The sequence below is a fragment of the Devosia psychrophila genome (assembly GCF_000971275.1).
In the GTDB taxonomy this organism is placed as follows: Bacteria; Pseudomonadota; Alphaproteobacteria; order Rhizobiales; family Devosiaceae; genus Devosia; species Devosia psychrophila.
This window is the reverse complement of sequence record NZ_LAPV01000085.1, coordinates 1-21,948: the sequence shown is the minus strand read 5'-3', so window position 1 is coordinate 21,948 and position 21,948 is coordinate 1. Positions and strand designations below refer to the sequence as shown.

The 21,948-nt window shown below is 60.8% G+C and carries 20 protein-coding genes and 1 pseudogene; 13 read left to right on the top strand and 8 right to left on the bottom strand.

The annotated features are described in order from the left end of the window. Position 1 precedes the first annotated feature (1 nt). From WH91_RS07290 to WH91_RS07265, 7 genes are all read left to right on the top strand, one after another. Entirely contained in the window at positions 2 to 1,285 is a 1,284-nt protein-coding gene (locus tag WH91_RS07290) for an acetyl-CoA C-acetyltransferase (protein WP_046170336.1), read from the top strand. Further along, a complete protein-coding gene (locus WH91_RS24605; RefSeq protein WP_158409532.1) occupies positions 1,282 to 1,443 on the top strand; it encodes a hypothetical protein in 162 nt (53 codons plus the stop codon). Before WH91_RS07290 ends, WH91_RS24605 begins: the two co-directional genes overlap by 4 nt. 248 nt (positions 1,444 to 1,691) lie before the next feature. Beyond that, positions 1,692 to 3,308: a peptide ABC transporter substrate-binding protein gene (locus WH91_RS07285; protein WP_046170335.1), complete on the top strand. Its 1,617-nt coding sequence runs from the start codon at positions 1,692 to 1,694 to the stop codon at positions 3,306 to 3,308. 109 nt (positions 3,309 to 3,417) lie between these two features. Then, a complete protein-coding gene (locus WH91_RS07280) occupies positions 3,418 to 4,341 on the top strand; it encodes an ABC transporter permease subunit (RefSeq protein WP_046170334.1) in 924 nt (307 codons plus the stop codon). Beyond that, a complete protein-coding gene (locus tag WH91_RS07275; RefSeq protein ID WP_046170333.1) occupies positions 4,341 to 5,261 on the top strand; it encodes an ABC transporter permease in 921 nt (306 codons plus the stop codon). The genes WH91_RS07280 and WH91_RS07275 overlap by 1 nt, the downstream gene beginning before the upstream one ends. Positions 5,262 to 5,264: 3 nt before the next feature. After that, a complete protein-coding gene (locus WH91_RS07270; RefSeq protein WP_052952660.1) occupies positions 5,265 to 6,107 on the top strand; it encodes an ATP-binding cassette domain-containing protein in 843 nt (280 codons plus the stop codon). Then, positions 6,104 to 6,961 (top strand): ABC transporter ATP-binding protein, encoded by an 858-nt coding sequence (locus tag WH91_RS07265; protein WP_052952659.1) that lies wholly within the window; start codon positions 6,104 to 6,106, stop codon positions 6,959 to 6,961. The genes WH91_RS07270 and WH91_RS07265 overlap by 4 nt, the downstream gene beginning before the upstream one ends. Positions 6,962 to 7,006: 45 nt before the next feature. Here the strand turns inward: WH91_RS07265 and WH91_RS07260 are convergent, their stop codons facing one another. Further along, entirely contained in the window at positions 7,007 to 7,510 is a 504-nt protein-coding gene (locus WH91_RS07260) for a response regulator (RefSeq protein WP_046170332.1), read from the bottom strand. Positions 7,511 to 7,725: 215 nt separating this feature from the next. Between WH91_RS07260 and ykgO the strand changes: the two genes are divergently transcribed. The 3 genes from ykgO (at position 7,726) to WH91_RS07245 (ending at position 8,744) form a co-directional block, all read left to right on the top strand. Continuing rightward, positions 7,726 to 7,851, top strand: a complete 126-nt coding sequence (ykgO, locus tag WH91_RS07255) for a type B 50S ribosomal protein L36 (RefSeq protein WP_046139985.1) — start codon at positions 7,726 to 7,728, stop codon at positions 7,849 to 7,851. Between the two features lie 83 nt (positions 7,852 to 7,934). After that, complete coding sequence (locus tag WH91_RS07250) at positions 7,935 to 8,342, top strand: hypothetical protein (RefSeq protein ID WP_046170331.1); 408 nt, start codon at positions 7,935 to 7,937, stop codon at positions 8,340 to 8,342. Between the two features lie 96 nt (positions 8,343 to 8,438). Then, the gene (locus tag WH91_RS07245; protein ID WP_199533503.1) at positions 8,439 to 8,744 is read left to right on the top strand and encodes a TM2 domain-containing protein; all 306 of its coding nucleotides are present in this window, start codon (positions 8,439 to 8,441) and stop codon (positions 8,742 to 8,744) included. 55 nt (positions 8,745 to 8,799) lie between these two features. On the opposite strand, the gene pyk is transcribed toward WH91_RS07245, so the two are convergent. Together pyk and WH91_RS07235 are read right to left on the bottom strand one after the other, a co-directional pair. Next, positions 8,800 to 10,239 carry a pyruvate kinase gene (gene pyk / locus WH91_RS07240; protein ID WP_046170330.1) on the bottom strand — a complete coding sequence of 480 codons (1,440 nt, stop codon included), beginning with the start codon at positions 10,237 to 10,239 and terminating at the stop codon, positions 8,800 to 8,802. Then, positions 10,236 to 10,805: a DUF1036 domain-containing protein gene (locus WH91_RS07235; RefSeq protein WP_074797482.1), complete on the bottom strand. Its 570-nt coding sequence runs from the start codon at positions 10,803 to 10,805 to the stop codon at positions 10,236 to 10,238. Before WH91_RS07235 ends, pyk begins: the two co-directional genes overlap by 4 nt. A gap of 173 nt (positions 10,806 to 10,978) precedes the next feature. Between WH91_RS07235 and WH91_RS07230 the strand changes: the two genes are divergently transcribed. Further along, entirely contained in the window at positions 10,979 to 11,242 is a 264-nt protein-coding gene (locus WH91_RS07230) for a DUF2312 domain-containing protein (RefSeq protein ID WP_046170329.1), read from the top strand. A gap of 306 nt (positions 11,243 to 11,548) precedes the next feature. On the opposite strand, the gene WH91_RS07225 is transcribed toward WH91_RS07230, so the two are convergent. Both WH91_RS07225 and WH91_RS07220 read right to left on the bottom strand, forming a co-directional pair. After that, complete coding sequence (locus tag WH91_RS07225) at positions 11,549 to 12,148, bottom strand: cellulose biosynthesis cyclic di-GMP-binding regulatory protein BcsB (protein WP_143078117.1); 600 nt, start codon at positions 12,146 to 12,148, stop codon at positions 11,549 to 11,551. Next, positions 12,141 to 13,298 (bottom strand): hypothetical protein, encoded by a 1,158-nt coding sequence (locus WH91_RS07220; protein ID WP_046170327.1) that lies wholly within the window; start codon positions 13,296 to 13,298, stop codon positions 12,141 to 12,143. The genes WH91_RS07225 and WH91_RS07220 overlap by 8 nt, the downstream gene beginning before the upstream one ends. Positions 13,299 to 13,467: 169 nt before the next feature. Here WH91_RS07220 and WH91_RS07215 point away from each other — a divergent pair, with 169 nt between their 5' ends. Then, the gene (locus WH91_RS07215; RefSeq protein ID WP_046170326.1) at positions 13,468 to 14,604 is read left to right on the top strand and encodes a glycosyltransferase family 2 protein; all 1,137 of its coding nucleotides are present in this window, start codon (positions 13,468 to 13,470) and stop codon (positions 14,602 to 14,604) included. A 200-nt stretch (positions 14,605 to 14,804) separates the two neighbouring features. On the opposite strand, the gene dxs is transcribed toward WH91_RS07215, so the two are convergent. The 3 genes from dxs to WH91_RS07200 form a co-directional block, all read right to left on the bottom strand. After that, positions 14,805 to 16,736, bottom strand: a complete 1,932-nt coding sequence (gene dxs / locus WH91_RS07210; RefSeq protein ID WP_074797484.1) for a 1-deoxy-D-xylulose-5-phosphate synthase — start codon at positions 16,734 to 16,736, stop codon at positions 14,805 to 14,807. Positions 16,737 to 16,873: 137 nt separating this feature from the next. Next, entirely contained in the window at positions 16,874 to 18,499 is a 1,626-nt protein-coding gene (locus WH91_RS22540) for a peptidoglycan L,D-endopeptidase MepK (protein ID WP_244542369.1), read from the bottom strand. A 292-nt stretch (positions 18,500 to 18,791) separates the two neighbouring features. Beyond that, complete coding sequence (locus tag WH91_RS07200) at positions 18,792 to 20,492, bottom strand: L,D-transpeptidase family protein (protein ID WP_052952657.1); 1,701 nt, start codon at positions 20,490 to 20,492, stop codon at positions 18,792 to 18,794. Positions 20,493 to 21,096: 604 nt separating this feature from the next. Here WH91_RS07200 and WH91_RS07195 point away from each other — a divergent pair. Beyond that, positions 21,097 to 21,948 (top strand): annotated as a pseudogene (locus tag WH91_RS07195) (transposase family protein); the annotation flags it as partial.

Below are 21,948 nucleotides of genomic sequence, written 5' to 3'. Positions count from 1 at the left end.
CATGACTGAACTTCGCAAAGTTGCCATCGTGGGTTCGGCGCGCATTCCGTTTGCGCGGGGCAACACGGCCTATGTCGAGGAAACCAACCTCTCGATGCTGGGTACGGTGCTGGCCGGACTGGCCGACAAGTTCGGGCTCAAGGGCGAAAAGGTGGACGAGGTCGTCGCCGGATCGGTGATCGGGCATAGCCGCGATTTCAACATTGCGCGCGAGGCGGCGCTGGACGCCGGTTTGTCACCGCGCACTCCGGGCACGACAATGCAGATTGCTTGCGGCACCAGCCTGCAGGCGGCGCTGATGCTGGCGGCCAAGATTGCCTCGGGCGAGATCGACAGCGGAATTGCCGCTGGTTCAGATACGGTCAGCGACAGCCCGATCGTGTTCGGCAACAAGTTCCAGCACCGGTTGCTCGACGTAAATATGGCGCGCTCGACTGGCGACAAGTTCAAGGCGTTCAAGGGCTTTTCGTTTGGCGAATTGACGCCCGTGGCGCCTTCGGTCAACGAGCCGCGCACCGGCATGTCGATGGGCCAGCATTGCGAGCTGATGGCGCGCGAATGGGGCATTACGCGACAGGCGCAGGACGAGCTGGCGGTGGCGAGCCATCGCAATGCGGCCAAGGCCTATGACGAAGGTTTTCACGACGACCTGCTCGTCTCGTGTGCGGGACTAATGCGGGACAATAACGTTCGCGCGGACGCTAATGTCGAGAAGATGGCATCGCTGAAGCCGGCTTTCGATAAATCGAGCGGCCACGGGACTTTAACCGCAGGCAATTCGACGCCTTTGACCGATGGCGCGTCGGCGGTATTGTTGGCGAGTGAAGAGTGGGCGAAAGCGCGTGGGTTGCCGATTTTGGCATATCTGACGACCGGCCGCGTGGCCGGCAATGACTTCGCGCATGGCGAAGGGCTGCTGATGGCGCCGACCATTGCGGTCAGCGAGATGCTGGCGCGGCGTGGGCTGAGCTTTGAAGACGTCGACTATTTTGAACTGCATGAGGCTTTTGCGGCGCAGGTGCTGTGTACGCTAAAGGCCTGGAACGACGCGGACTACTGCAAAAACGTGCTCGGACGCGACAGCGTGCTGGGCCCGATCGACCCCGCCAAGATCAACCTCAAGGGCTCAAGCCTCGCCTACGGCCACCCCTTCGCCGCGACCGGTGCGCGCATCCTGGGCCTCACCGCCAAACTGCTCTCGACGGAACCAGGAAAACGCGCTTTGCTGAGCGTCTGTACGGCGGGTGGACAGGGTGTCGCCGCCATTGTCGAGAGCGCCGCATGAACGAGAATGTGCTGAAATTCAAACGGCCCGAAAAGCAGCCCGAGCCGCCGGTGAAAAAGCCGCGCGGTCCGCTTCCCGGCTGGGTGCCGTGGGTCGGCCTCGTGGCGCTCGCGGTGGTGTTGTATGGCGTACAACAGGCAGGCTGGCTTGGCGGCTAGCGCCCTGTTGTATCGATTGTGGCCTGTGCCCGGCGCTCACAGACGGGCCTGTCGGCACTGTGTTGACAAATCGGGCGGGCTTGACGTTTAGGTCAATGTTTTGCTTGTCAGTGGACGGAATAGCATAATACCGTCCAGCATCTTGACCGGACGGTCAAACTTCTGGCCTCAAGGCTAATGCCAATCCGCGACGATATGATTGCGGAAACATGACAATCTCAGGAATTCCACAAGGAGACGGGACCCCGATGAAACTCACACAAACCTTGACTGCGGCATTGACCGCCAGCGCGATCGCCCTGCTGATGAGCAGCACGGCAATGGCTGCGACGCTCAATATGATGAATGGCTCCGAGCCCGGCTCGATCGATCCGCATCAGGCATCGGGCGATTGGGAAAACCGCATCATCGGCGATTATATGGAAGGCCTGATGACCGAAGATGCCAATGCCGAAGCCATTCCCGGCCAGGCTGAAAGCCATACCATCTCCGACGATGGCCTGGTTTACACCTTCACGCTGCGTGACGGCATCCAGTGGTCCGACGGCGTACCGGTGACCGCCGAAGACTTCGTGTTCGCCTTCCAGCGCCTGTTCGATCCCAAGACCGCGTCGGATTATGCCTATCTGCAGTTCCCGATCGTCAATGCGTCGGAAATCGCCGAAGGCACCGTGACCGATTTCAGCGAGCTCGGCGTCAAGGCGCTCGACGACAAGACGGTCGAGATCACGCTTGAAGGCCCGACGCCGTTTTTCCTGCAGGCATTGACGCACTACACGTCCTATCCCGTGCCAAAGCATGTGATCGACAAAGTGGGTGCGCAGTGGACGCAGGTTGCCAATATCGTATCGAACGGGCCCTACACCCCCACCGAGTGGGTTCCAGGAAGCTATATCAAGTCGGTCAAGTCCGCGACCTACTGGGATGCTGCCAACGTCCAGATCGACGAAGTGAACTACTTCGTGCAGGACGATCTTTCGGCTGCCCTGTCGCGCTACCGCGCCGGCGAATATGACATCCTCGTCGATATTCCGTCCGACCAGGCCGAGTGGATCAAGACCAACCTGCCGGGCCAGGATTATTTTGGCGCCTTCCTTGGCATCTATTACTATGTGATCAACCAGGAAAAGCCGCCGTTCGACAATGTCGACGTGCGCAAGGCGCTGTCGATGGCCATCAACCGCGACGTGATCGGTCCCGACGTGCTGGGTACCGGCGAATTGCCGTTGTATGGCTGGGTGCCGGAAGGTACGGCGAACTACGAAGGCGTGCCGCTGTACCAGCCCGAGTGGATCGGTCTTTCGTATGAAGAGCGCGTCGCCGAAGCCAAGACCATCATGGAAGGCCTCGGCTACACCTCGTCGACGCCGCTGACGCTGCAGCTCAAGTACAATACCAACGACAACCATCAGCGCATCGCGGTGGCGATTTCATCGATGTGGGAACAGATCGGCGTCAAGGTCGAGTTGTTCAACTCGGAAACGGCCGTGCACTACGACGCCTTGCGCGCCGGTGACTTCGAGGTCGGTCGTGCCGGCTGGCTGCTGGACTATTCGGATCCGTCCAACACGCTCGACCTGCTCCGCCAGGGCATCGAGCAGGACGGCACCACCAACTGGGGCAACAACTACGGCCGTTATTCGAACGACGAGTTCGAGGCGCTGGTTGACAAGGCGACCACCGAAGTCGACCTGGCAGCGCGTGCCAAGCTGCTTGGTGCAGCCGAAAAGATCGCCATGGACGAATATGCTGCCATCCCGATCTACAACTACATCGCACAGAACGTGGTCGCTCCGTCAGTCACCGGTTTCGTCAACAACGCTTCGGACATTCACCGCACGCGCTGGCTGACCAAGACCGAATAGGCTCGACAATCGCGCGGCGTCGCCCCTTTGGGAGGGCGGCGCCGTATTTTATTATCCACAAAGCGGCGCATGACGAAGCGACGCAGTGGAGTTGAAAGGTCCGGACCCCATGTTTGGATATGTATCGCGGCGCGTGCTGTCGGCCATCCCGATAGCGCTGATTGCCGTTACCGCATGTTTCTTTATTTTGCGCCTGGCACCGGGCGGCCCGTTCGACGGGGAACGCGCGCTGCCGCCAGCGACGCTGGCTAACCTGCGCGCCCACTACAACCTCGATCTGCCGCTGATCCAGCAGTACCTGCTGTATGTCTGGCGTCTGCTGCACGGCGATTTCGGACCTTCGATGGTCTACAATGACTTCACCGTCGCCCAGATGCTGTGGATCGGCCTGCCGTTCACCCTGATGCTGGGTTTTACCGCCTTCGTGATCGGGACCATCGTCGGCCTCGTCGCTGGAGCACTATCTGCGGTCAACCAGAACAAGTGGCCAGATTACGTGCTGGTCATGCTGGTGATGGTGGGGCTCGTGGTGCCCAACTTCCTGATGGCCGCCATCCTCCAACTGGTGTTCGGCGTCTATCTCAACTGGTTCCCGGCTGGTGGCTGGCAGAACGGGTCGCTTGCCCATCTGGTGCTGCCGGTAACCGTGCTGGTCCTGCCGCACGCCGGACGTACCGCGCGGCTGATGCGCGGCTCGATGATCGAGGTGCTGGGCACCAACTATATCCGCACCGCCAAGGCCAAGGGCCTGGGCCAAAGACTGATCCTGGCGCGCCACGCCATCAAGCCGGCGCTGCTGCCGGTGGTGTCCTATCTCGGGCCGGGGCTCAGCTATCTGCTGACTGGCTCGCTGATTGTCGAGCAGGTGTTCGCCCTGCCGGGCATCGGCAAATATTTCATCAGTGCTGCGCTCAATCGTGACTATGGTCTCGTGCTGGGTACGACCATTTTGTACATGGTCATCATTCTGGCGGTGAACCTTCTGGTCGATATCCTCTACGCCTGGCTCGATCCGAAGGTGAGGTACCACTAATGGCCGGACTAACTGGCAAGGACGCGGTCCTGACAGAGTATGCGCGCAAGCTGGAAACGCTGGACGCGCCGAAGGGCCGCTCGCTGACACAGGACGCTACGCGGCGCATGGTTCGCAACAAGGCGGCCGTGGTCTCGGTCGGCGTGGTGCTTTTCATCATCCTGTTTGCGTTCCTCGGGCCCTATTTCCTGCCCTGGACCTATGACAAGATCGACTGGAGCGGCATTCGCAAGCCGCCTAATTTCGAGGCCGGCCATTTTGCCGGCACCGACCAAAACGGTCGCGACATGCTGGCCCGCATCATGCAGGGCACGCAGATGAGCCTGATCGTGGCCATGGTCGCAACCATGGTTTCGGTGGTCATCGGGGTGGTCTATGGCGCGGTGGCAGGCTATTTCGGCGGCCGGGTCGATGCGGTGATGATGCGCTTCGTCGACATCATGTATGCGCTGCCATACATTTTGTTCGTGATCATCCTCGTGGTGATCTTCGGGCGTAATCCGGTGCTGCTGTTCGTGGGCATCGGGTGTCTCGAATGGCTGACCATGGCGCGTATCGTGCGTGGGCAAACCCTTTCCATCAAGGAGCGCGAGTTCGTCGAGGCAGCCCGGGCGAGCGGCGCTTCGTCGTGGGCGATCATCTTCCGACACATCGTACCCAATCTGAGCGGTCCGGTGGTGATCTACGCAACGCTGACCATTCCCGAAATCATCCTCACCGAGAGCTTCCTCTCCTATCTGGGGCTTGGCGTGCAGGAACCGCAGACTTCGCTGGGTACGCTGATCTCGTTCGGTGCGCCGGTGGCAGAAACGCTGCCCTGGATGTTGATCGGACCGGCCGTGGTGCTGGTGAGCCTGTTGCTTTGCCTCACCTATATCGGCGACGGCCTGCGCGACGCGCTTGACCCCAAGGACCGCTAGACCATGGCTTTGCTTGAAGTAAAAAACCTGAAGGTCGATTTCGAGACAACGGATGGCGTGGTTCACGCCGTTCGTGACCTATCCTACTCGCTTGAAAAGGGCGGCACAATCGCCATCGTCGGCGAGAGTGGATCGGGCAAGACACAGGGTGCTTTTGCACTGCTCGGCCTGTTGCCCCGCAACGGCAAGGCGTCCGGTTCGGTCATCTTTGATGGCCATGAAATCCTGAACCTGCCGACGCGGCAGATGAACAGGTACCGCGCCGAACGCATCGGGATCATTTTTCAGGATCCGATGACGTCGCTCAACCCGTATCTGCGCATTTCACGGCAGATGACGGAGGTGCTGGAGCATCACCGCGGCATGAGCCACAGCGCGGCGCTGGCCGAAAGTGTCCGCTTCCTCGACGCGGTGCGTATTCCAGACGCTGCCAACCGCGTTCGCATGTATCCGCACGAGTTCTCTGGCGGCATGCGGCAGCGTGTGATGATTGCCATGGCCCTGCTTTGCCAGCCCGAGCTGCTGATCGCCGACGAGCCGACCACAGCGCTGGACGTGACGGTGCAGGCCGAGATCATCGATCTTCTGGTCGATTTGCAGGAAGACTTCGGCACTGCCATCATTCTGATCACCCATGACCTCGGCATCGTGGCTGGCACCTGCGAAGACACGTTGGTGATGTTTGGCGGACAGGTGATGGAGCATCGCAAGACGCTCGATCTGTTTGCCAACCCCCAGCACCCCTATACGCAGGGGCTGATGGCGGCGATCCCGCGGCTGGACAAGAAGGTCGACCGACTATCGACTGTTTCATATGAATTCATGGTCGGGGAGCGCCAGGCATGAGCGAACGCGAACCCATACTCAAAGTCCGGGACATCTCGGTGGACTTCTCGATACCGGCCGGCGGGCTTTTTGGCGGGCGCAAGGTGCTGCGGGCGGTAAAAAACGTATCGTTCGACCTTTATCAGGGCGAAACGCTTGGCATTGTCGGCGAGAGCGGCTGTGGCAAGTCCACGCTGTCGCGGGCCGTCATTCGCATGCTGGAGCCCACGTCGGGCCAGTCGATCTGGATGGGCCACGACATCCAGAAGATGTCGGTGAAGGAGCTGGTGGCCTTGCGCAAGGACATCCAGATGATCTTCCAGGACCCGCTGGCCTCGCTAAACCCGCGCATGACGGCGGGCGCTATCATCGGCGAGCCGCTGCTTATCCACTACTCGGAGATCGGCAAGGTAGAGCGCCTGGCTCGGGTGATCGCGATGATGGAAAAGGTCGGTCTTACCGCCGACATGATCAACCGCTATCCGCATGAGTTTTCCGGCGGCCAGTGCCAACGCATCGGCATTGCACGGGCGCTGATCACCAACCCGAAGCTGATCGTCTGCGACGAGGCGGTTTCGGCGCTGGACGTGTCGATCCGTGCGCAGGTGATCAACTTGCTGATGGACCTGCAGAAGGAGCTTGGCATTTCGCTGCTGTTCATCAGCCACGACATCGCCGTAGTCCGTCACATCGCGCAGCGCGTGATGGTGCTGTATTTCGGCGAAGTGGTTGAAATGGGCGATGCCGAGCAGGTGGTGATGGACCCGCAGCACGATTATACCAAGAAGCTGATCGCTTCGGTGCCGGTGCCCGACCCCAAGGTGGAAATGGAGCGGCGCGAGCTGCGCCGGAGGCTTCGTAAGGCCGCTGCCTGAAATGACAAGGCCCGCTTCGGCGGGCCTTTTTGGTGTTGGGGAGACCTAGCCGGCCTTGCTTTCGGTGTCCCTTTCGCGGCGCTCGTCGCCGACGTCGATGACCCTGCGGCGGCGATCCGGCCCCTTGTATTGGCCGGCTTCGATAAATCCGCGCGGGTTGTTCTCGATGCTGGTCAGGCGCGTCTGCAGGTGGCTGGCCGCAAAGGGCTTGCGCAGGAATTCGGTGACGCCGGCATCGCGCGCATCGGCAATGCGCTTGGCATCGGGCGCCGCGCTCATCATGATGATGGGGATATGGCGGTTCTGGCAATCGAGCGAGGCACGCAGCTTTCGAGTCAGCGCCACCCCATCCATGCTGTCGAGGGCATCGTTGATGATCAGGACATCGAAGGCCCGGCGGTTTAGCTCCGTCAGGGTTCGACTGGCATCATAGGCTTCGCGAATGTCCTTGCGGCCCAGACTGCGGAGCATGACGCCGACAAGGGCCGCCATGTGGGGCGAATGATCGGCGACCAATACGCCGTGCTTGGTAATTTCCTCGTTGGCCATAAGGATTTGCCGCCTGCAGTGCTGAGAGCAAACATGGTAACGCAGCTTTGCCTACGGTTGGTTAATCCGGGTGTCGCAAGGGTGACGCAGGAAAGCAGGGTGGAAGCCCAATTCGGGGTGGTTGCGCGTTGACAGGCCAAGTCAACTTCCCTATGTATGCGGCCAGTTTCCGGGGCGCCTAGGCGCCTCTTTTGTTTGACTTTGAGGATTGACCGATGAAAGTCCGTAACTCGCTGAAGGCGCTGATGACTCGCCACCGCGCGAATAAGCTCGTCCGCCGTCGCGGCCGGGTCTACATCATCAACAAGGTGGACAAGCGCTTCAAGGCCCGCCAAGGCTAAGCGTTTAGACCAGAATGATTGCAAAGCCCGCGAAAGCGGGCTTTGTTGTTTATGCGCCTCGTGAAGGCGCAATGAGGTGAGACATGCGGCGCTCGCACACGATCAGCGTGTCGATCGATCGGCCATTCGACGAGGTCTATGACTATCTCGGCAAGCCTGCCAACTACCAGCATTGGGCAGCGGTCGAGCCCGGCACGCTCAGGCCGCTCGATAATGGCGACTGGAAGGGGGACACCTCCTATGGGCCGCGCCATTTTCGGTTTTCACCGCCCAATGATTTCGGCGTGCTCGACCATGCGATTTTCGTGCCGGGCGGCGAAGTGCTCTACACGCCGATGCGCGTGATGCGGAACGGGCGGGGAACGGAGCTGACTTTCACCTTTTTTCAGCGCGAAGGCATGGATGACGTAAAGTTTGCGTCCACCGTCGAATGGATCAACACGGATTTCCTGACGCTCAAGAGCTTGCTGGAAGCGCGAAACCGGGCCTGACAGGGTGCTGCAGACGTTGAGATTTTAGCGGCCGGCTGGCGCGGTCTTGAACTGCGGAAAATCCATACCATTTTTGTTGCAAATGGAGAACCTGCAATGACCATGGACCGCACTTCGGCCCAATATGACATCGAGAAGAAGTCGCTCATCGCCGCATATGTGCTGTGGTTTTTTCTCGGCTATGTCGGGGCGCACCGGTTTTATCTGGGGCGCCCGATCAGCGGCTTCATCATGCTGGCGCTATCCACAGTGACGCTGATGCTGACACTGGTGTCGTTTGGCGTGCTGGGCTTCCTATGGGCCATTGTCGGCCTCTGGTGGCTGGTGGATGCTCTGCTGGTGCCAGGCATGGCCGCGGGCAGTAACAGCCGCATTGCCGACCGCGTGTTTTCGCGGCGCTGATCAAAAAAGGCCCGCACATGGCGGGCCTTTCGTGTTTCGTGTCTGGCTATTCGCCTCAGCTCGAGCCGGCGCCGTCCTGGCGGACGAAGGCGATGCGGAGCATGTTGGTGGCGCCGGGTGTGCCCAGCGGAATGCCGGCGGTGATAGCGATGCGGTCGCCGGGGCGGGCAAAGCCTTCCTGATAGGCAATGACGCAAGCGCGATCGACCATGTCTTCAAGCGACACGGCGTCTTCGGTCTGTACGCAATGGACGCCCCAGACCACCGACATGCGGCGGATGGTGCGCTGGTTGGGCGACAGCACGATGATGGGCTTGGAGGGACGTTCGCGGGCGGCGCGAATTCCGGTCGAGCCAGAAGCCGTGTAAGTGACGATCGCAGCCAGATCGAGGGTTTCGGCAACCTGGCGCGTGGCGGCCGAGATGGCGTCGGCAGCGGTAGCTTCCGGCTCGGTCTGTGCGGCGCGGATGATGCCGCGATAGTTGGCATCGCCTTCGACGGCCACTGCGACCTTGTTCATGGTCGCGACGGCTTCGACGGGATAGGCGCCCGAAGCAGACTCTGCCGAGAGCATGATGGCGTCGGCGCCTTCGAACACCGCGATCGACACGTCCGAGACTTCGGCGCGGGTCGGGACCGGTGCGGTGATCATCGACTCAAGCATCTGGGTGGCAACGACCACTGGCTTGCCATAGCGGCGGGCCATGCGGATCATGCGCTTCTGCAGGCCGGGAACGGTTTCGAGCGGCAGCTCGACGCCGAGATCGCCACGGGCCACCATGATGGCGTCGGAGAGCTTGACGATCTCTTCAAGGCGATCGATGGCCTGGGGCTTTTCGATCTTGGCCATGACGCCGGCGCGACCCTGGACGATCTTGCGAACGTCGATGATGTCTTCGGGACGCTGTACGAAAGAGAGCGCGATCCAGTCGGCTTCGGCCTTAAGACCTTCGAGCAGATCGGCGTGATCCTTCTCGGTCAGGGCGCCGGTCGGCAGCAGCGTATCGGGCAGGGAGACGCCCTTCTTGTCGCTGAGCTTGCCGCCGTAGATGACCTCGGTCTCGATGGCGCCATTACCGACTTTAGTCGCCTTGAGGGCGAGCTTGCCATCGTCTAGCAAGAGACGGTCGCCGACCGAAACGCTTTCGATGATCTCGGGATGGGGCAGGTAGACGCGATCGGCATTGCCGGTATCGTTCTTGTCGCTGTCGAGCGTGAACTTCTGGCCGGCGACGAGGTTGACGGAGCCTTCCGCAAACTTCCAGACGCGCAGCTTGGGACCCTGAAGGTCGACCAGGATGCCAATGGGATGGTTAAGGCGCTTTTCGACGGCGCGGATGCGCGCCACGGTCTGGTGCAGGACTTCGTGGCTGGCATGGCTCATGTTTATGCGGAACACGTCCGCGCCGGCCTTTGCCAGTTCCTCGATCATCTTCTCGTCGTGGCTTGCGGGCCCGAGGGTGGCGATGATCTTTGCGCGTCTCATGCGTCTCATGGCTTGTCCGTTCCTGGCGTCGTTATGTCGTCCTGCGGTTCGTCTATGGTGACGTCGTCGGGATCGACAAGGAATGTGGGGTCTTCGAGGTCTTCGCTGCCTTCCGGACCCACTACAGCGGGGCCAGCGGCACCATCAGTCAACTGCAAGGTCCAGTCAGTCCGGTTCTGGGTATCGATTTCAAAGAAGCCGGTGCGCTCATAACCCCGGGCAAGGCAATCCTCAACCCCGAATATTGTGAAGGTTTCGTCACGCGTGCACATGAAGACCGAGCCATCCCAGGCGCCGCCGCCAATATCGTCGACGGCGAACAGGTAGTAAAAGCGGCGTTCGAGGTCACCCTGATATAGGACGCGGCAATCGCCGGGAGGGGCCTGCCACCAGCCTTCGCTCATCCAGCCGCGTTCGGCACGATAGCCGAGGGCGACCGAAACCAGGTTGGCGGTCTCATTGCAAATGCGTAAATCGGCATGGGCGGGCGTGACGAAAAAAGCGAGGCTTGCGGACATCGCGCCGATCAGGGTCATGCCGAGACGGGAATTGAGCAATCTGGTGCCAGCAATCATCGGGAAATCGTGCTTTCTTTGAGCCCATGGGGACGAATTGGTCAATGGCTAATGGGGCGATTTGACCGAATTGCGGGTATGCGGCGCGGTAGCAGTGCGGATTGGTTCAAAAGGGGTTGAACGGCGGCTCCTTGTGCGGTTGAACGTGGCCAGCAAACGAAAAGGAATGTGCCATGGCCGTCGAAGACAGCGTTGCCCAGGATCAGTTGCGGGCGTTCATCGAACGCATCGAGCGCATGGAAGAAGAAAAGGCGGCCATTGCCGCCGACATCAAGGAAATCTACGCCGAAGCCAAGGGCAATGGTTTCGATACCAAGATCCTGCGCAAGATCGTGATGATCCGCAAGCAGGACGCCAACGAGCGCATGGAGCAGGAAGCTATCCTGGAATTGTACATGGCCGCTCTCGGGATGGTCGAGTCACCCTCCGACAATTGAGGTAATGCCGGTCTGCAAACGGCAATCGTCTGCGCTTCGCGTGCTCACGTAAAAATGTACGCTCCGCTCCGGTTTCTCGCCGATCACCATTTTCGACTCGGCCTGACCTCAATCCACATCGTGGCAGTCGGAATATTCAGGCCAAGGCTGGGAGCAGCCTTGGCCTTAGTTGTGTCTACGTCGCCATGGCGTAGGCGAGGGCGAAGGGTACGGCGGCGTTGGCGCCGGACCGCCTCGTCGATCAGGCGATAATAGGTACCGGTGGATTGCCAGCTCATGCCGCCGATTGACCGGCCTGCCGACGAACTACTTCTGGGCCACAAGGGACGCTGCAGTAAGCTTCACGGAGCGCCAATAGGTGTTGGCAGTGCGCGGACCGGGGCTGATGGCATCTGGATAGTCGAGCCGGATCGTCAGCGTGCCATCATCGGCGATGGCTTCCCGTGGAATTGGCAGGGTGAAGCTATCGGTCTGGTCCGGCGCAACCTCGATGGTGCCCAACGGGGTGTCATTGGCTGAGATGGCAACATGCTGGGTGGCCGGTCCCGGCAGGGCCGTGCCGGTCAATTCGAGCATGAGGTTCAGCGCCTGGGGCCGACCAAGCTCAAAACGCAGCAGCGAGGTTTCGCCAACCGAGTGCATGCCATCGCCGGCGGGGCCGTCCCAGCCGCAGGGTCGCAACTCGCGGGTGTCGTCGCCACCGGAACGCAAGTCGAGCTTGGTGCCAACGATATAGGCACCAATGACCGGCTGCGGCAGGCAGGTGGTGGAACGGTCGATGTAATAGGCGCGGTAATCGTCGGACACCTGGGGATGAAGTCCCTGCCACAGCACGGCCAACTCGAACAGGGCGAGAATGGCGGCAAGGGCATAAACGCCGAGCGTCAGCGGGCTGCGGTCAGACAAGCGCAACATTGCCTCCAAACCAGGCGAGGGTGGAGAACCAGGCGCCTGCCAGCAGGCCGATGAGACTGACCACGAACAGCCAGCGCCAGCGGGCCACCAGCGTTGCGGCGGTGATGGTGAGGGGCGCCATGGCGGCCATGAAGCGCATCATGGAGGCAAGGCCGGCCGCCAGAGGAATGACGATGGCCAACAGGGCGAAGGCCGCGGCGCTCCATTGACGGCGCCAGGCGAGCACACCAGTGAGAAAAAGTCCCACGACGGCCGACAGTGCCAGGATTTGTGAGTTGGTCAGCAATTGGCCGGGCGTGGTGGACCAGGACGTCAGACCCGTCCACAGATACATCCCCGGATTGCTGATCTGGCGGCCCCAGGCGCGCTGAACGTGGCTGAAGGCGAGGCCATCGCCCATCCAGTAGTGGAGGAAGGCGACATAGACGAAGAGGCCGAGCGGCGAGATGAAGATGGCCAGCACCAGCCGCGGTTGAGCGAGCAGGCCACCAAGCCAGCCCTTCCACGATCCGGTATCGCGACGCCAGTCGAGCAGGGCCTGCACACCGATGGAAAGCGATGCGAAGACGCCGACAATGCGCGTTGCCGACAGCAGTGCGGTGAAGCCGGCCGCGCCTAGGTAGTTGCCGCGGCTGAGATGGACGAAAGTGAGCGTGGTCAGCAGGACGAACATCACCTCGGTGAAGAAGGTGGTGAAATACATCGAGAGCGGGCCGCTGAGGATGAAGGCGGCATAGAGCGTATAGGCGCGAATGTTGCGGCCGAGCAGCGGCCAGGCGACGACCACGGCAGCGTAAGCCGTGATGATCGAGAGCAGGCTGGCGAGGACGATGGTGGGCAGCGGGATCAGCTTGCCGATCAGACCAACCAGCATGGGATAAAACGGAAAGAAGGCCCAGTTGCCGGCGTTGACGCGGCCGGGCACCGGGAAGGTGTCGTAACCGCGTTGCGCCATGGAGACATACCAACTGCAGTCCCAGCGGCACATGGCGCCGAAGTAGTTAGTCCAGTCGGCATCTGGTTGAGCATATCGGAAGGCGAGAAAACGGATCATGGTACCGCTCAGCACGAAGAGCAGCGGCAGCAGCAGAACGAAGGCCGACGGGCGGTCCTGCTGACGATCGATACTGGCCTGATACACGGCGCCTCCCCGACTTGGTGCCCTAACGCGTCACTTCGCACAAAGGTTGTTCACGCACACCTGCTACCAGTGCAGGGCAGCCATGGTGGCTTTGCGTGCAACCGATTGGTCACCTTGTGCTTTGTAGCGATTGCCGCAAATGGTTCAGCGCAGCCAAGAGTTTTCATCCATGTCGACCGGTCCCGTTACCACCCTTGCTGCCGAGCAGCACAGCAATTTCCGCCCGCCACAGCTTGCGGTGATCGTTCCGAGCTATAACGAGCGGGACAATATCGAGCTGTTGTATGAGAAGGTGGCTCTTGCGCTGGGTGGTACGCCTTGGGAAATGATCGTTGTTGACGATGACAGCCCGGATGGCACTGCCGACCTGGTCAACGAGCTAAGCCGGGTTTATGCGAATATTCGTTGCCTCCGCCGCTTTGGCCGGCGAGGCTTGGCTTCAGCCTGTGTCGAGGGCATGGCCGTGACTTCGGCACCATATGTGGCAGTGATCGACGGCGATTTGCAGCATGACGAGGCCATTTTGCCGACCATGCTGGAGAAGGCGCTGGCAGGCGCCGACCTGGTGGTTGGTTCGCGCTTTACCGATGGCGGCTCGGCCGGCGAAGGCCTCAGCCAGACGCGTCTTTCGGGCAGCAACTTCGCCAATAAGCTGGCCGGAATGATTGCCGGGCAGGCGGTTAGTGATCCGATGAGCGGCTTCTTCCTGATCCGCCGCGACGCAGCGCTAAAGGCCGCGCCAAAGCTCGCCAGCGACGGGTTCAAGATTCTGATCGATTTGATCGTGACCTCGGCACGCATGGGCCAGCCGCTCAAGGTCGCCGAGGTCGGTTACACGTTCCGACCGCGCCATGCTGGCGAGAGCAAGATGAGCCCGCTGGTGGTGATCCAGTATCTGGGCCTGTGGTTTTCCAAGCTGACCAACGGCGCCCTGCCGCCGAGCTTCCTGCTGTTTGGTCTGGTTGGCGGTACCGGCGTGGTCGTGCATTTGGTGACGCTGGCCGCCTTGACCGCACTGGGCCAAGGATTTCTGGTGTCGCAGATCACCGCAACGCTGCTGGCGATGGGCTGGAATTTCGTGCTGAACAACAATCTGACCTATGCCGATCGCAAGCTGCGCGGCAGGCGGTTGGTAACGGGTTTCATCAGCTTCTGCGCCATCTGCGCGCTGGGCGGCATCGCCAATATCTCGGTGGCGAACGCGATTTACCAGTGGGATCACCAGACCTTCGTCGCCGGCTTGTCGGGCGCGATCATGAGCTCGGTGTTCAATTATGCCGTGACGCGCGCCTTTACCTGGAAATAGGCGCACCATTGAACTGACAAACAGGCCCGCGGAGCGATCTGCGGGCTTTTTGTTGTGTGGAAGAAAGAATACCCCCACCTAGCCTCCCCCTGAAAAGGGGGAGGAATCCGGCTGGTGATTATCCGAGATCGTGCCAAAAACACCCTAGGTCCCTCCCCCTATCAGGGGGAGGTTAGGTGGGGGTATCCCCTCGAAAAAACCTAGCTGGTCTTGCCGAGGGCCGCGGCCATTGCGGCTTCGTCATAGCCCAAGGTGGTCAGCGCGGTGGTGACGATACCCGCGCGGTCGAGGCCGGCGGCAGCATACATGTCGGACTGGCTGGCGTGCTCGTCGAAGCGATCCGGGATCATCAGCGGGCGGAAGCGCAGCTTGCCGTCGAGCAGGCCATTGCTGGCGAGGAAGGTGGCGACATGGCTGCCGAAGCCGCCAATGGAGCCTTCCTCGGTGGTTAGAAGCACGTCATGCGTGGTGGCCAGCTTGGCGATCAATTCCTCGTCGAGCGGCTTGAGGAAGCGCGCGTCGGCGATGGTCGGGTTGAGGCCCAGTGCGGCCAGCTTGTCGGCGGCCGCCAGCACTTCAGCGAGGCGGGTGCCGTAGCTGAGAATCGCGATGGTGGCGCCCTGGCGGACGATGCGGCCCTTGCCGATGGCGAGCTTTTCGCCGCGTGCCGGCATGTCGACGCCCATGCCTTCGCCGCGCGGATAGCGGAATGCGATGGGGCCATTGTCATAGGCGGCGGCGGTAGCGACCATGTGGCGCAGTTCGGCCTCGTCAGCAGCGGCCATTTGTACGATGCCGGGAATGGCCCCAAGATAGGCGGCGTCGTAGTTGCCGGCATGGGTCGGGCCATCGGCGCCGACATAGCCGGCGCGATCGATAGCGAAGCGTACCGGCAGGTGCTGGATGGCCACATCATGCACGACCTGGTCATAGGCGCGCTGCAGGAAGGTGGAATAGATGGCGACGAAGGGCTTCATGCCCTCGCTGGCCATGCCGGCGGCAAAGGTCACGGCGTGCTGCTCGGCAATGCCGACGTCGAAAATCCGGCTGGGGTGCACTTCGGCAAATTTGTCGAGGCCGGTGCCGGTCGGCATGGCTGCCGTGACCGCGACGATGCGCGGATCGTCATTGGCTTCCTGGATCAGCGTCTCTGCGAAGACATTGGTGTAGGAGGGCGCGTTGGACGGCGCCTTGGCCTGGGCGCCGGTGATGACGTTGAACTTGGAAACGCCGTGATACTTGTCGGCGGAATGTTCGGCGGGGGCATAGCCCTTGCCTTTCTGGGTCACCAGATGGATCAGGATCGGGCCGGTTTCGGCGTCGCGGACATTCTCGAAAATCGGCAGCAGGTTTTCGAGATCATGGCCGTCGACAGGGCCGATGTAATAAAAGCCGAGCTCTTCGAACAGCGTGCCGCCGGTAAAGAAGGAGCGCGCGAATTCTTCGGTCTTGCGGGCCGGCTCATACAGCATCTTGGGCAGCTTGCTAACGACGGTTTTGGCCGCTTCGCGGGTGCCGCGATAGACAGGGCCCGAAACCAACCGCGCCAGATAGGTGCGCAGCGCACCGGTCGGTGGGGCAATCGACATGTCATTGTCGTTGAGCACGACGATCAGCCGAGCGTCCATGGCGCCGGCATTGTTCATCGCCTCATAGGCCATTCCGGCCGACATGGCGCCATCGCCGATGACGGCGACGACATTGCGCGGCTTGTCCATCAGGTCGCTGGCGACCGCCATGCCGAGACCCGCAGAAATCGAGGTCGAGGAGTGGCCGGCGCCGAATGGGTCGTATTCGCTCTCGGCGCGGCGGGTAAAACCCGACAAACCGTCCTTCTGGCGCAAGGTGCGCATGCGGTCGCGGCGGCCGGTCAGGATCTTATGCGGATAGGCTTGGTGGCCGACATCCCAGATAATGCGGTCATGCGGGGTATCGAAAACGGCGTGCAAAGCCACGGTCAGTTCGACGACGCCGAGGCCCGCGCCCAGATGACCGCCGGTGACCGAAACGGCGTCGATCATCTCGGCGCGCAATTCGTCGGCCAGCTGTCGCAGGTTTTCGCGCGGCATGGCGCGCAGGTCAGCGGGAGTCTGGACGGTATCGAGCAGCGGGGTGACGGGCTTTTCGGCCAAGCGGAAGGTCCTTTGCCTAGGGTACTTTTATCGACGTTCTTTAGGCTTTGGACGAGTGCTTTGCAATAACGGCAGTCCCCGCCGCCAGAGGCCGACGGGGGACTGATAATGTGGCAAAATGCCTGAATTGGGGCGGCTTAGTTACTCACCACGGCGACCGGCTTGGCCGTGACGAAGCTGGTGTGGGAAAGGCCAGGCGGGACATCGCCGACACGCATGACAGTCACGTATTTTCCCATTTCGGCGGTTGGGTCGAAGTCGGCTTCGTCATGATCCCAGATATTGGCGAACTGGTTGGAGCTGAAGGAAGCCGGCGCGGTGAACACGTCTGCAATGTGCTCGAGGTCGGGCGCGATCATGTCGGGGCTGCGCATGGCGCCGGGGACCGGGCGCTTGGCAAGGTGTTGGGCCAGCGCAGCAGCGACAGGCTCATTCTGCTGGGTGGCGCTGAACGTGCCACTGAACAGTTTGCTGATGGCGCTGGAGGCAGGCTGGCTGCCGCCCAGCGAGGCGGTACGCAGGCTGGTCACGCCGGTCAGCGGCAGGATGGGCAGGCGCGTTGCCGGCGACGGTGCGATCGAGGCAGTGGTCTGTTCGGCGATGATCAGCTCAAGCGCGCGCTGCGCACCGGCATCCTGCGGCATGGGCGCATAAGCCGTCATGCTCGTGGGCTGATCCTGTTCGGTCATGATCAGGCGCGGCTGTGGCACTGGAGCGGTGAGTGCGGCCAAAGCCGTGACGGCATCGCCTGAGGGCAGATTGGAGGCCGTGGCAACCCTGAGGGTTTCGGACTTCATCATCGGCATGGGGGCGGCGACGGCAGTCACCATTTCAGAAGGATCAAGCGGCGCGCTGCCCATGGTCGAGAAGGGAAGGGCGGGTGCTGCGGGTATTGCCGCGGTTTCGACCGGGGCCATAACCGCTCCAAAAGCGACTGGGCGGGCGGCTGGCATCGGTGCTGCCGCCGGAGTGGCAAACTGCTGTTCGACGGCGGCAACCTGGACTGGCGCTGGCGTAGCGGAGCGCGAGGGCGCCGCGGCGTTGACGCCTGCTGGCTGGCTCTTGCCAAAGAACATGTCCATCAGCGATTTGCCACTGCCGCCATCTGCAACCTGAGTGCCGGAGGAGTTGCCGTCGCAAGGATAGCGATGGCACTGTTTCCATCCGGCCATGGCGACCTGATAGCCTTCCTGCGACAGGGGCTTGCCATCGGTGGGCAGATGCATGGTGCGGCCGTCGGGGAAAACATCCTTGAGCTGAGCGCGCGTCATCCGCGGCCAGGCGCGGACCGAGCCGACGTCAAGATGGACGAACGGGCTGCCCGAAGTTGGATAAAAGCCGACGCCGCCAACCTGCTTGCGCATAGCGGTGGCGCGTAGCTTGGCGAGGGGTATGCCGGGAATGAAAAAGTCCATGGCAGTGCCGCGCATATGCTGGGAATTGTCGGCGACGCCCGAAGAGGTCTTGGCCAGCATGGCATTGGTGGCGGGCGAGCGATAGGCCGAGACGACGTTGATCGGCTGGCTGGCGCCGACTTGCTGGTAGACTTCCCAGACCAGATCGAACAGGCGGGGGTCCATGCTGGCCGGCTCGTTGCGTCGCCAGTCGCGCAGGAACACATTGAGCTCGTTGAGGCCTGACTGAACGTATCGTCCATCACGCTTGAAGACGATGCGAGCCGTCTCCTTGGTGTGGGTATAATATAGATAGATGGCGCGCTCGGAAGCGGCGACGGCCGGCACGGTGGCCTGTGGAAGGATCATAGTTAGGCTGACAAAGACGGCCATGAGAAGCCGCACGATTTGGTGCCGTTTCAAAAAGGAAGTCCCCGTCACTCAAACTCTGCCCGGTTATTGCCAGTGGTGATCGAACGTTAGCGCAAAAATCAGTCGATTTTATTAACGCTAACCAGATCCCAAGTTGCCAAAACCGGACCCCTCGGAGCCCGAGTAATACGGGCAAAACCGGGCGCAACCAAGGCGAAATTGTAAACGCGGGATTAACGATTGGGGCAGCGGCGCCGGCTTCACCTCTTCCGCGAAGGAGAAGCGAGAATTACGGAGACAACTCGTCGACAATGGAATTCACTTCGGCGATGATTTCGGGGGCAATGGCAGGCCTTGCCAGGCCCATTGCCGCGACCAGCTTGGCGTTGTGGCCATAAATATCGCCGAAGGACTTCAGCGTCCCGTCTGCACCCACTCGAATGGTAAAATAAGCGATATGGACCGGAATCTGCTTTTCCGGATTTACCCATCTTTCGGCGGGGCCGAACATGGCTTCTAGCGAGGCGCGGGAAATATTGGGCTCGTTTGCCATCAACGCATCGGCAAATTCCATCGGATTCTGCACGCGGACGCAGCCATGGCTCAGGGCTCGTGCCGAGCGCGAGAACAGCGACTTGGACGGCGTATCGTGCAGGTAAACGTCATGCTTGTTGGGGAACAGGAACTTGATCTGGCCCAGAGCATTGCCGGCGCCGGGGCGCTGGCGGACGCGGAAAGGGAAATTGGTGGAACTGACCTGTGACCAGTCGACCTGCCAGGGGCTGACGGGCTCGCCGTTGTACAGCAGGTCCATGTTCTGGTTATCGACATAGCCTGGATTGCGCATCACGGCTGGGGCAATCTCGCCCTTGATGATCGAGCTGGGCACATTCCAATAGGGGTTCACCACGATGTGGCGGATATTGTCCGAAAACACCGGCGTCTGGTTCTTGACGGTGCCGACGACGACACGCGTCGTGTATTCCTCGACGCCGTCTCGACTGATGGCCAGTCGGAATTCGGGAATATTAACAAAGACGTTGAACTGGCCGAGGTCGCGCGGCATCCAGCGCCAGCGCTCCATATTGGCGATAATGTCGGCCTTGGTTACCGGCACGCCGCCGTTGAGGGCAACAAGCGTCGCGGGACCGACGACACCATCGATATCAAGACCAAGAGTGGACTGGAAAGCCTTCATGGCCTCGACGGTAACGTCATCGTAGACGAGACCATCCACCGCCGGCAGGTTGAGGCGGGTTCGCAGGGTGGGGATGCGCGCGTCGCTCATGCCGGGTTTGAGGCTGGGACCTTCCGCGATCTGGATGGGACGAGCGGTCTTGCTGTCGTCGAAGGTGACGAGAGCAGACTTCAGCGCCAGGAATTCGGGGTGGGTTGGCTCGAGTGCGGTCAGGATAGAGACCGGATCGGGGCTCGAGGCCAACTGGGCCAGCAGCGCAGCTTCATCGAGGTTTTTTGGCCGGATGTCGAGATTTGCATCGACGGACTGCGGCAGGATACGGCCGTTATAGAGGTGCGTCGCGTAGCGCAGGGCAGCACCGGAAAATGCGGTTTCGAGCGCGGCAAGCTTGAGGGGATCGCCCTTGGCGCCGGCCGGGTCAAGGGCGGGCGTCAGATAGTCGGACGGACGCAGGCCCTCGCTCTCGGCAGCTTCGAACAGCGTGAGGATTTTCTGTGCCGGTTCGGAAAAGACCACGTCGCCATTGGCCGCGGTGCTCAGCCAGATCGGCTCGAAATGGCGAGCCCCATAAAAGAAGTAGAGCTTTTGCGCCTCGGTATAGGCGGGGGTGTCCTTGCGGGCGCCATTATAGGCGGTCGAGAGACCCGATTTAATAGTTTGCGCCAGCGGCGTCTGAGGCGGCGCGATGATGATTGGACTGGCGGCGAGCCCGGCCATTTCCTGAGCCATGCCAGGCACAACACTACCAATGCCGGCCAAAATGGCGACCAAAGACACCAGGATCTTGTTCATCTGAGCTCCATGCACGGCTACGCTGTGACGGCCATTTCCCGCGGCCGGAAGGACCCGGCGGGCCATTTCCGCACCGAAAAGCAATACTCCGCAAACCTTAACGGGAGCAATCGCTCGCAATTTCGTGAGCGCAAATTGTGCCCGAGATGACACAGTGTAGGGCCCCACTAAGACTGGCTGGATTGCGTTATAAGAATGGGGGCTTAAGGGCCTGGAAAATAAGAGTTTCTCACGGTTCTGCCCTTATAATAAGCCCGTTTTCCGGCACTTTCGCCCACTTCGTCGGCACATTTATTCGTCTCCATTTGTAGCTTTTGACGATAATCTTCGGAGGTGCGATCGGCAGTGTACGTTGCCAATATAAGACGTACTGTTCGCCAATAGTCCGTACGCTTATCCTCTTGAAAAACATTGCAATCTCTCAATTCTGGGCGCCTTAAGGCTCCTATTTGAAGCCGATTTGACCCTCTTTGTAGGGCCCCGGTAAGACTGGCCGGATTGCATCGTAAGATTGTCGGATTAAAGCGTCGTGGGGTGTTGATTGCCGTTTGGATCTGACCCGGGGGGATGCGGACGAAAACTTGGACTACCCCGGAGGTAGTTCATGTATTCATACGAAGATAGGATCCGAGCGGTCGAGCTCTATATCAGGCTCGGCAAGCGTGTCAGGGCGACCATTCTGCAGCTGGGTTACCCGACCACGAATGCCTTGAAGGGCTGGCACCGCGAATACGAGAAAGGCCTCGATTTGCCAGCGGGCTTTGCGGTCCGAGGCCCGAAATACACTCAGGCACAGAAGGAGTCGGCTGTTGAGCACTACCTCACTCATGATCGCTGCATCTCTGCAACGATGCGAGCGTTGGGCTATCCCGGTCGTGGAACGCTGACCGCATGGGTTCGCGAGGCGTTTCCTGAGGCCAAGAAAGTCATAGTTGGTGTAGCTGGGCGCCCAAGTTATCCCGAGGCATTGAAACAGGCGGGCGTTATTGGGCTTTGCAGTCGACAAGAAAGTGCGCAGGCCGTTGCTGAAAAATTCGGCGTATGCAGGCCGACATTGTATAATTGGAAAAACCAGCTACTCGGCACTGAGGCTCCCTCAACCATGAAACGCAATACCGCCTCATCGGCAGCGCCAGAGCGAGAGGAGTTGGAGCGTCAGCTCGACTCCCTGCAACGCGACATCCGGCAACTGCAGATCGAGCGGGATCTCTTGAAGAAGGCCAATGAACTCCTAAAAAAGGCCTGGGCGTTGATCTGCAGCTCCTGAGCAATCGGGAGAAGACACCGCTGGTTGGCGCCCTCAAAGATCTCTATCGGCTGCCAGAGCTGCTTGCCCAGTTGGAGCTGGCACGAAGTTCGTACTTTTACCATCGAGCCCGTGTGAAGGTGGCAGACAAATACCTCGCTATTCGTCACAGCATCACTGAAATCTTCGAGCTCAACCATTGCTGTTACG

Excerpts from the sequence above, each read along its gene's own strand:
- pyk (WP_046170330.1), bottom strand. The coding sequence starts at position 10,239 with ATGAGACGCATGAGACGCGCAAAGATCATCGCCACCCTCGGGCCCGCA.
- WH91_RS24605 (WP_158409532.1), top strand. The coding sequence starts at position 1,282 with ATGAACGAGAATGTGCTGAAATTCAAACGGCCCGAAAAGCAGCCCGAG.
- WH91_RS07215 (WP_046170326.1), top strand. The coding sequence starts at position 13,468 with ATGTCGACCGGTCCCGTTACCACCCTTGCTGCCGAGCAGCACAGCAAT.
- WH91_RS07280 (WP_046170334.1), top strand. The coding sequence starts at position 3,418 with ATGTTTGGATATGTATCGCGGCGCGTGCTGTCGGCCATCCCGATAGCG.
- WH91_RS07230 (WP_046170329.1), top strand. The coding sequence starts at position 10,979 with ATGGCCGTCGAAGACAGCGTTGCCCAGGATCAGTTGCGGGCGTTCATC.
- WH91_RS07235 (WP_074797482.1), bottom strand. The coding sequence starts at position 10,805 with ATGATTGCTGGCACCAGATTGCTCAATTCCCGTCTCGGCATGACCCTG.
- WH91_RS07200 (WP_052952657.1), bottom strand. The coding sequence starts at position 20,492 with ATGAACAAGATCCTGGTGTCTTTGGTCGCCATTTTGGCCGGCATTGGT.
- WH91_RS22540 (WP_244542369.1), bottom strand. The coding sequence starts at position 18,499 with ATGATCCTTCCACAGGCCACCGTGCCGGCCGTCGCCGCTTCCGAGCGC.
- WH91_RS07290 (WP_046170336.1), top strand. The coding sequence starts at position 2 with ATGACTGAACTTCGCAAAGTTGCCATCGTGGGTTCGGCGCGCATTCCG.
- WH91_RS07270 (WP_052952660.1), top strand. The coding sequence starts at position 5,265 with ATGGCTTTGCTTGAAGTAAAAAACCTGAAGGTCGATTTCGAGACAACG.
- WH91_RS07245 (WP_199533503.1), top strand. The coding sequence starts at position 8,439 with ATGACCATGGACCGCACTTCGGCCCAATATGACATCGAGAAGAAGTCG.
- WH91_RS07285 (WP_046170335.1), top strand. The coding sequence starts at position 1,692 with ATGAAACTCACACAAACCTTGACTGCGGCATTGACCGCCAGCGCGATC.
- WH91_RS07275 (WP_046170333.1), top strand. The coding sequence starts at position 4,341 with ATGGCCGGACTAACTGGCAAGGACGCGGTCCTGACAGAGTATGCGCGC.
- ykgO (WP_046139985.1), top strand. The coding sequence starts at position 7,726 with ATGAAAGTCCGTAACTCGCTGAAGGCGCTGATGACTCGCCACCGCGCG.
- WH91_RS07250 (WP_046170331.1), top strand. The coding sequence starts at position 7,935 with ATGCGGCGCTCGCACACGATCAGCGTGTCGATCGATCGGCCATTCGAC.
- WH91_RS07260 (WP_046170332.1), bottom strand. The coding sequence starts at position 7,510 with ATGGCCAACGAGGAAATTACCAAGCACGGCGTATTGGTCGCCGATCAT.
- WH91_RS07265 (WP_052952659.1), top strand. The coding sequence starts at position 6,104 with ATGAGCGAACGCGAACCCATACTCAAAGTCCGGGACATCTCGGTGGAC.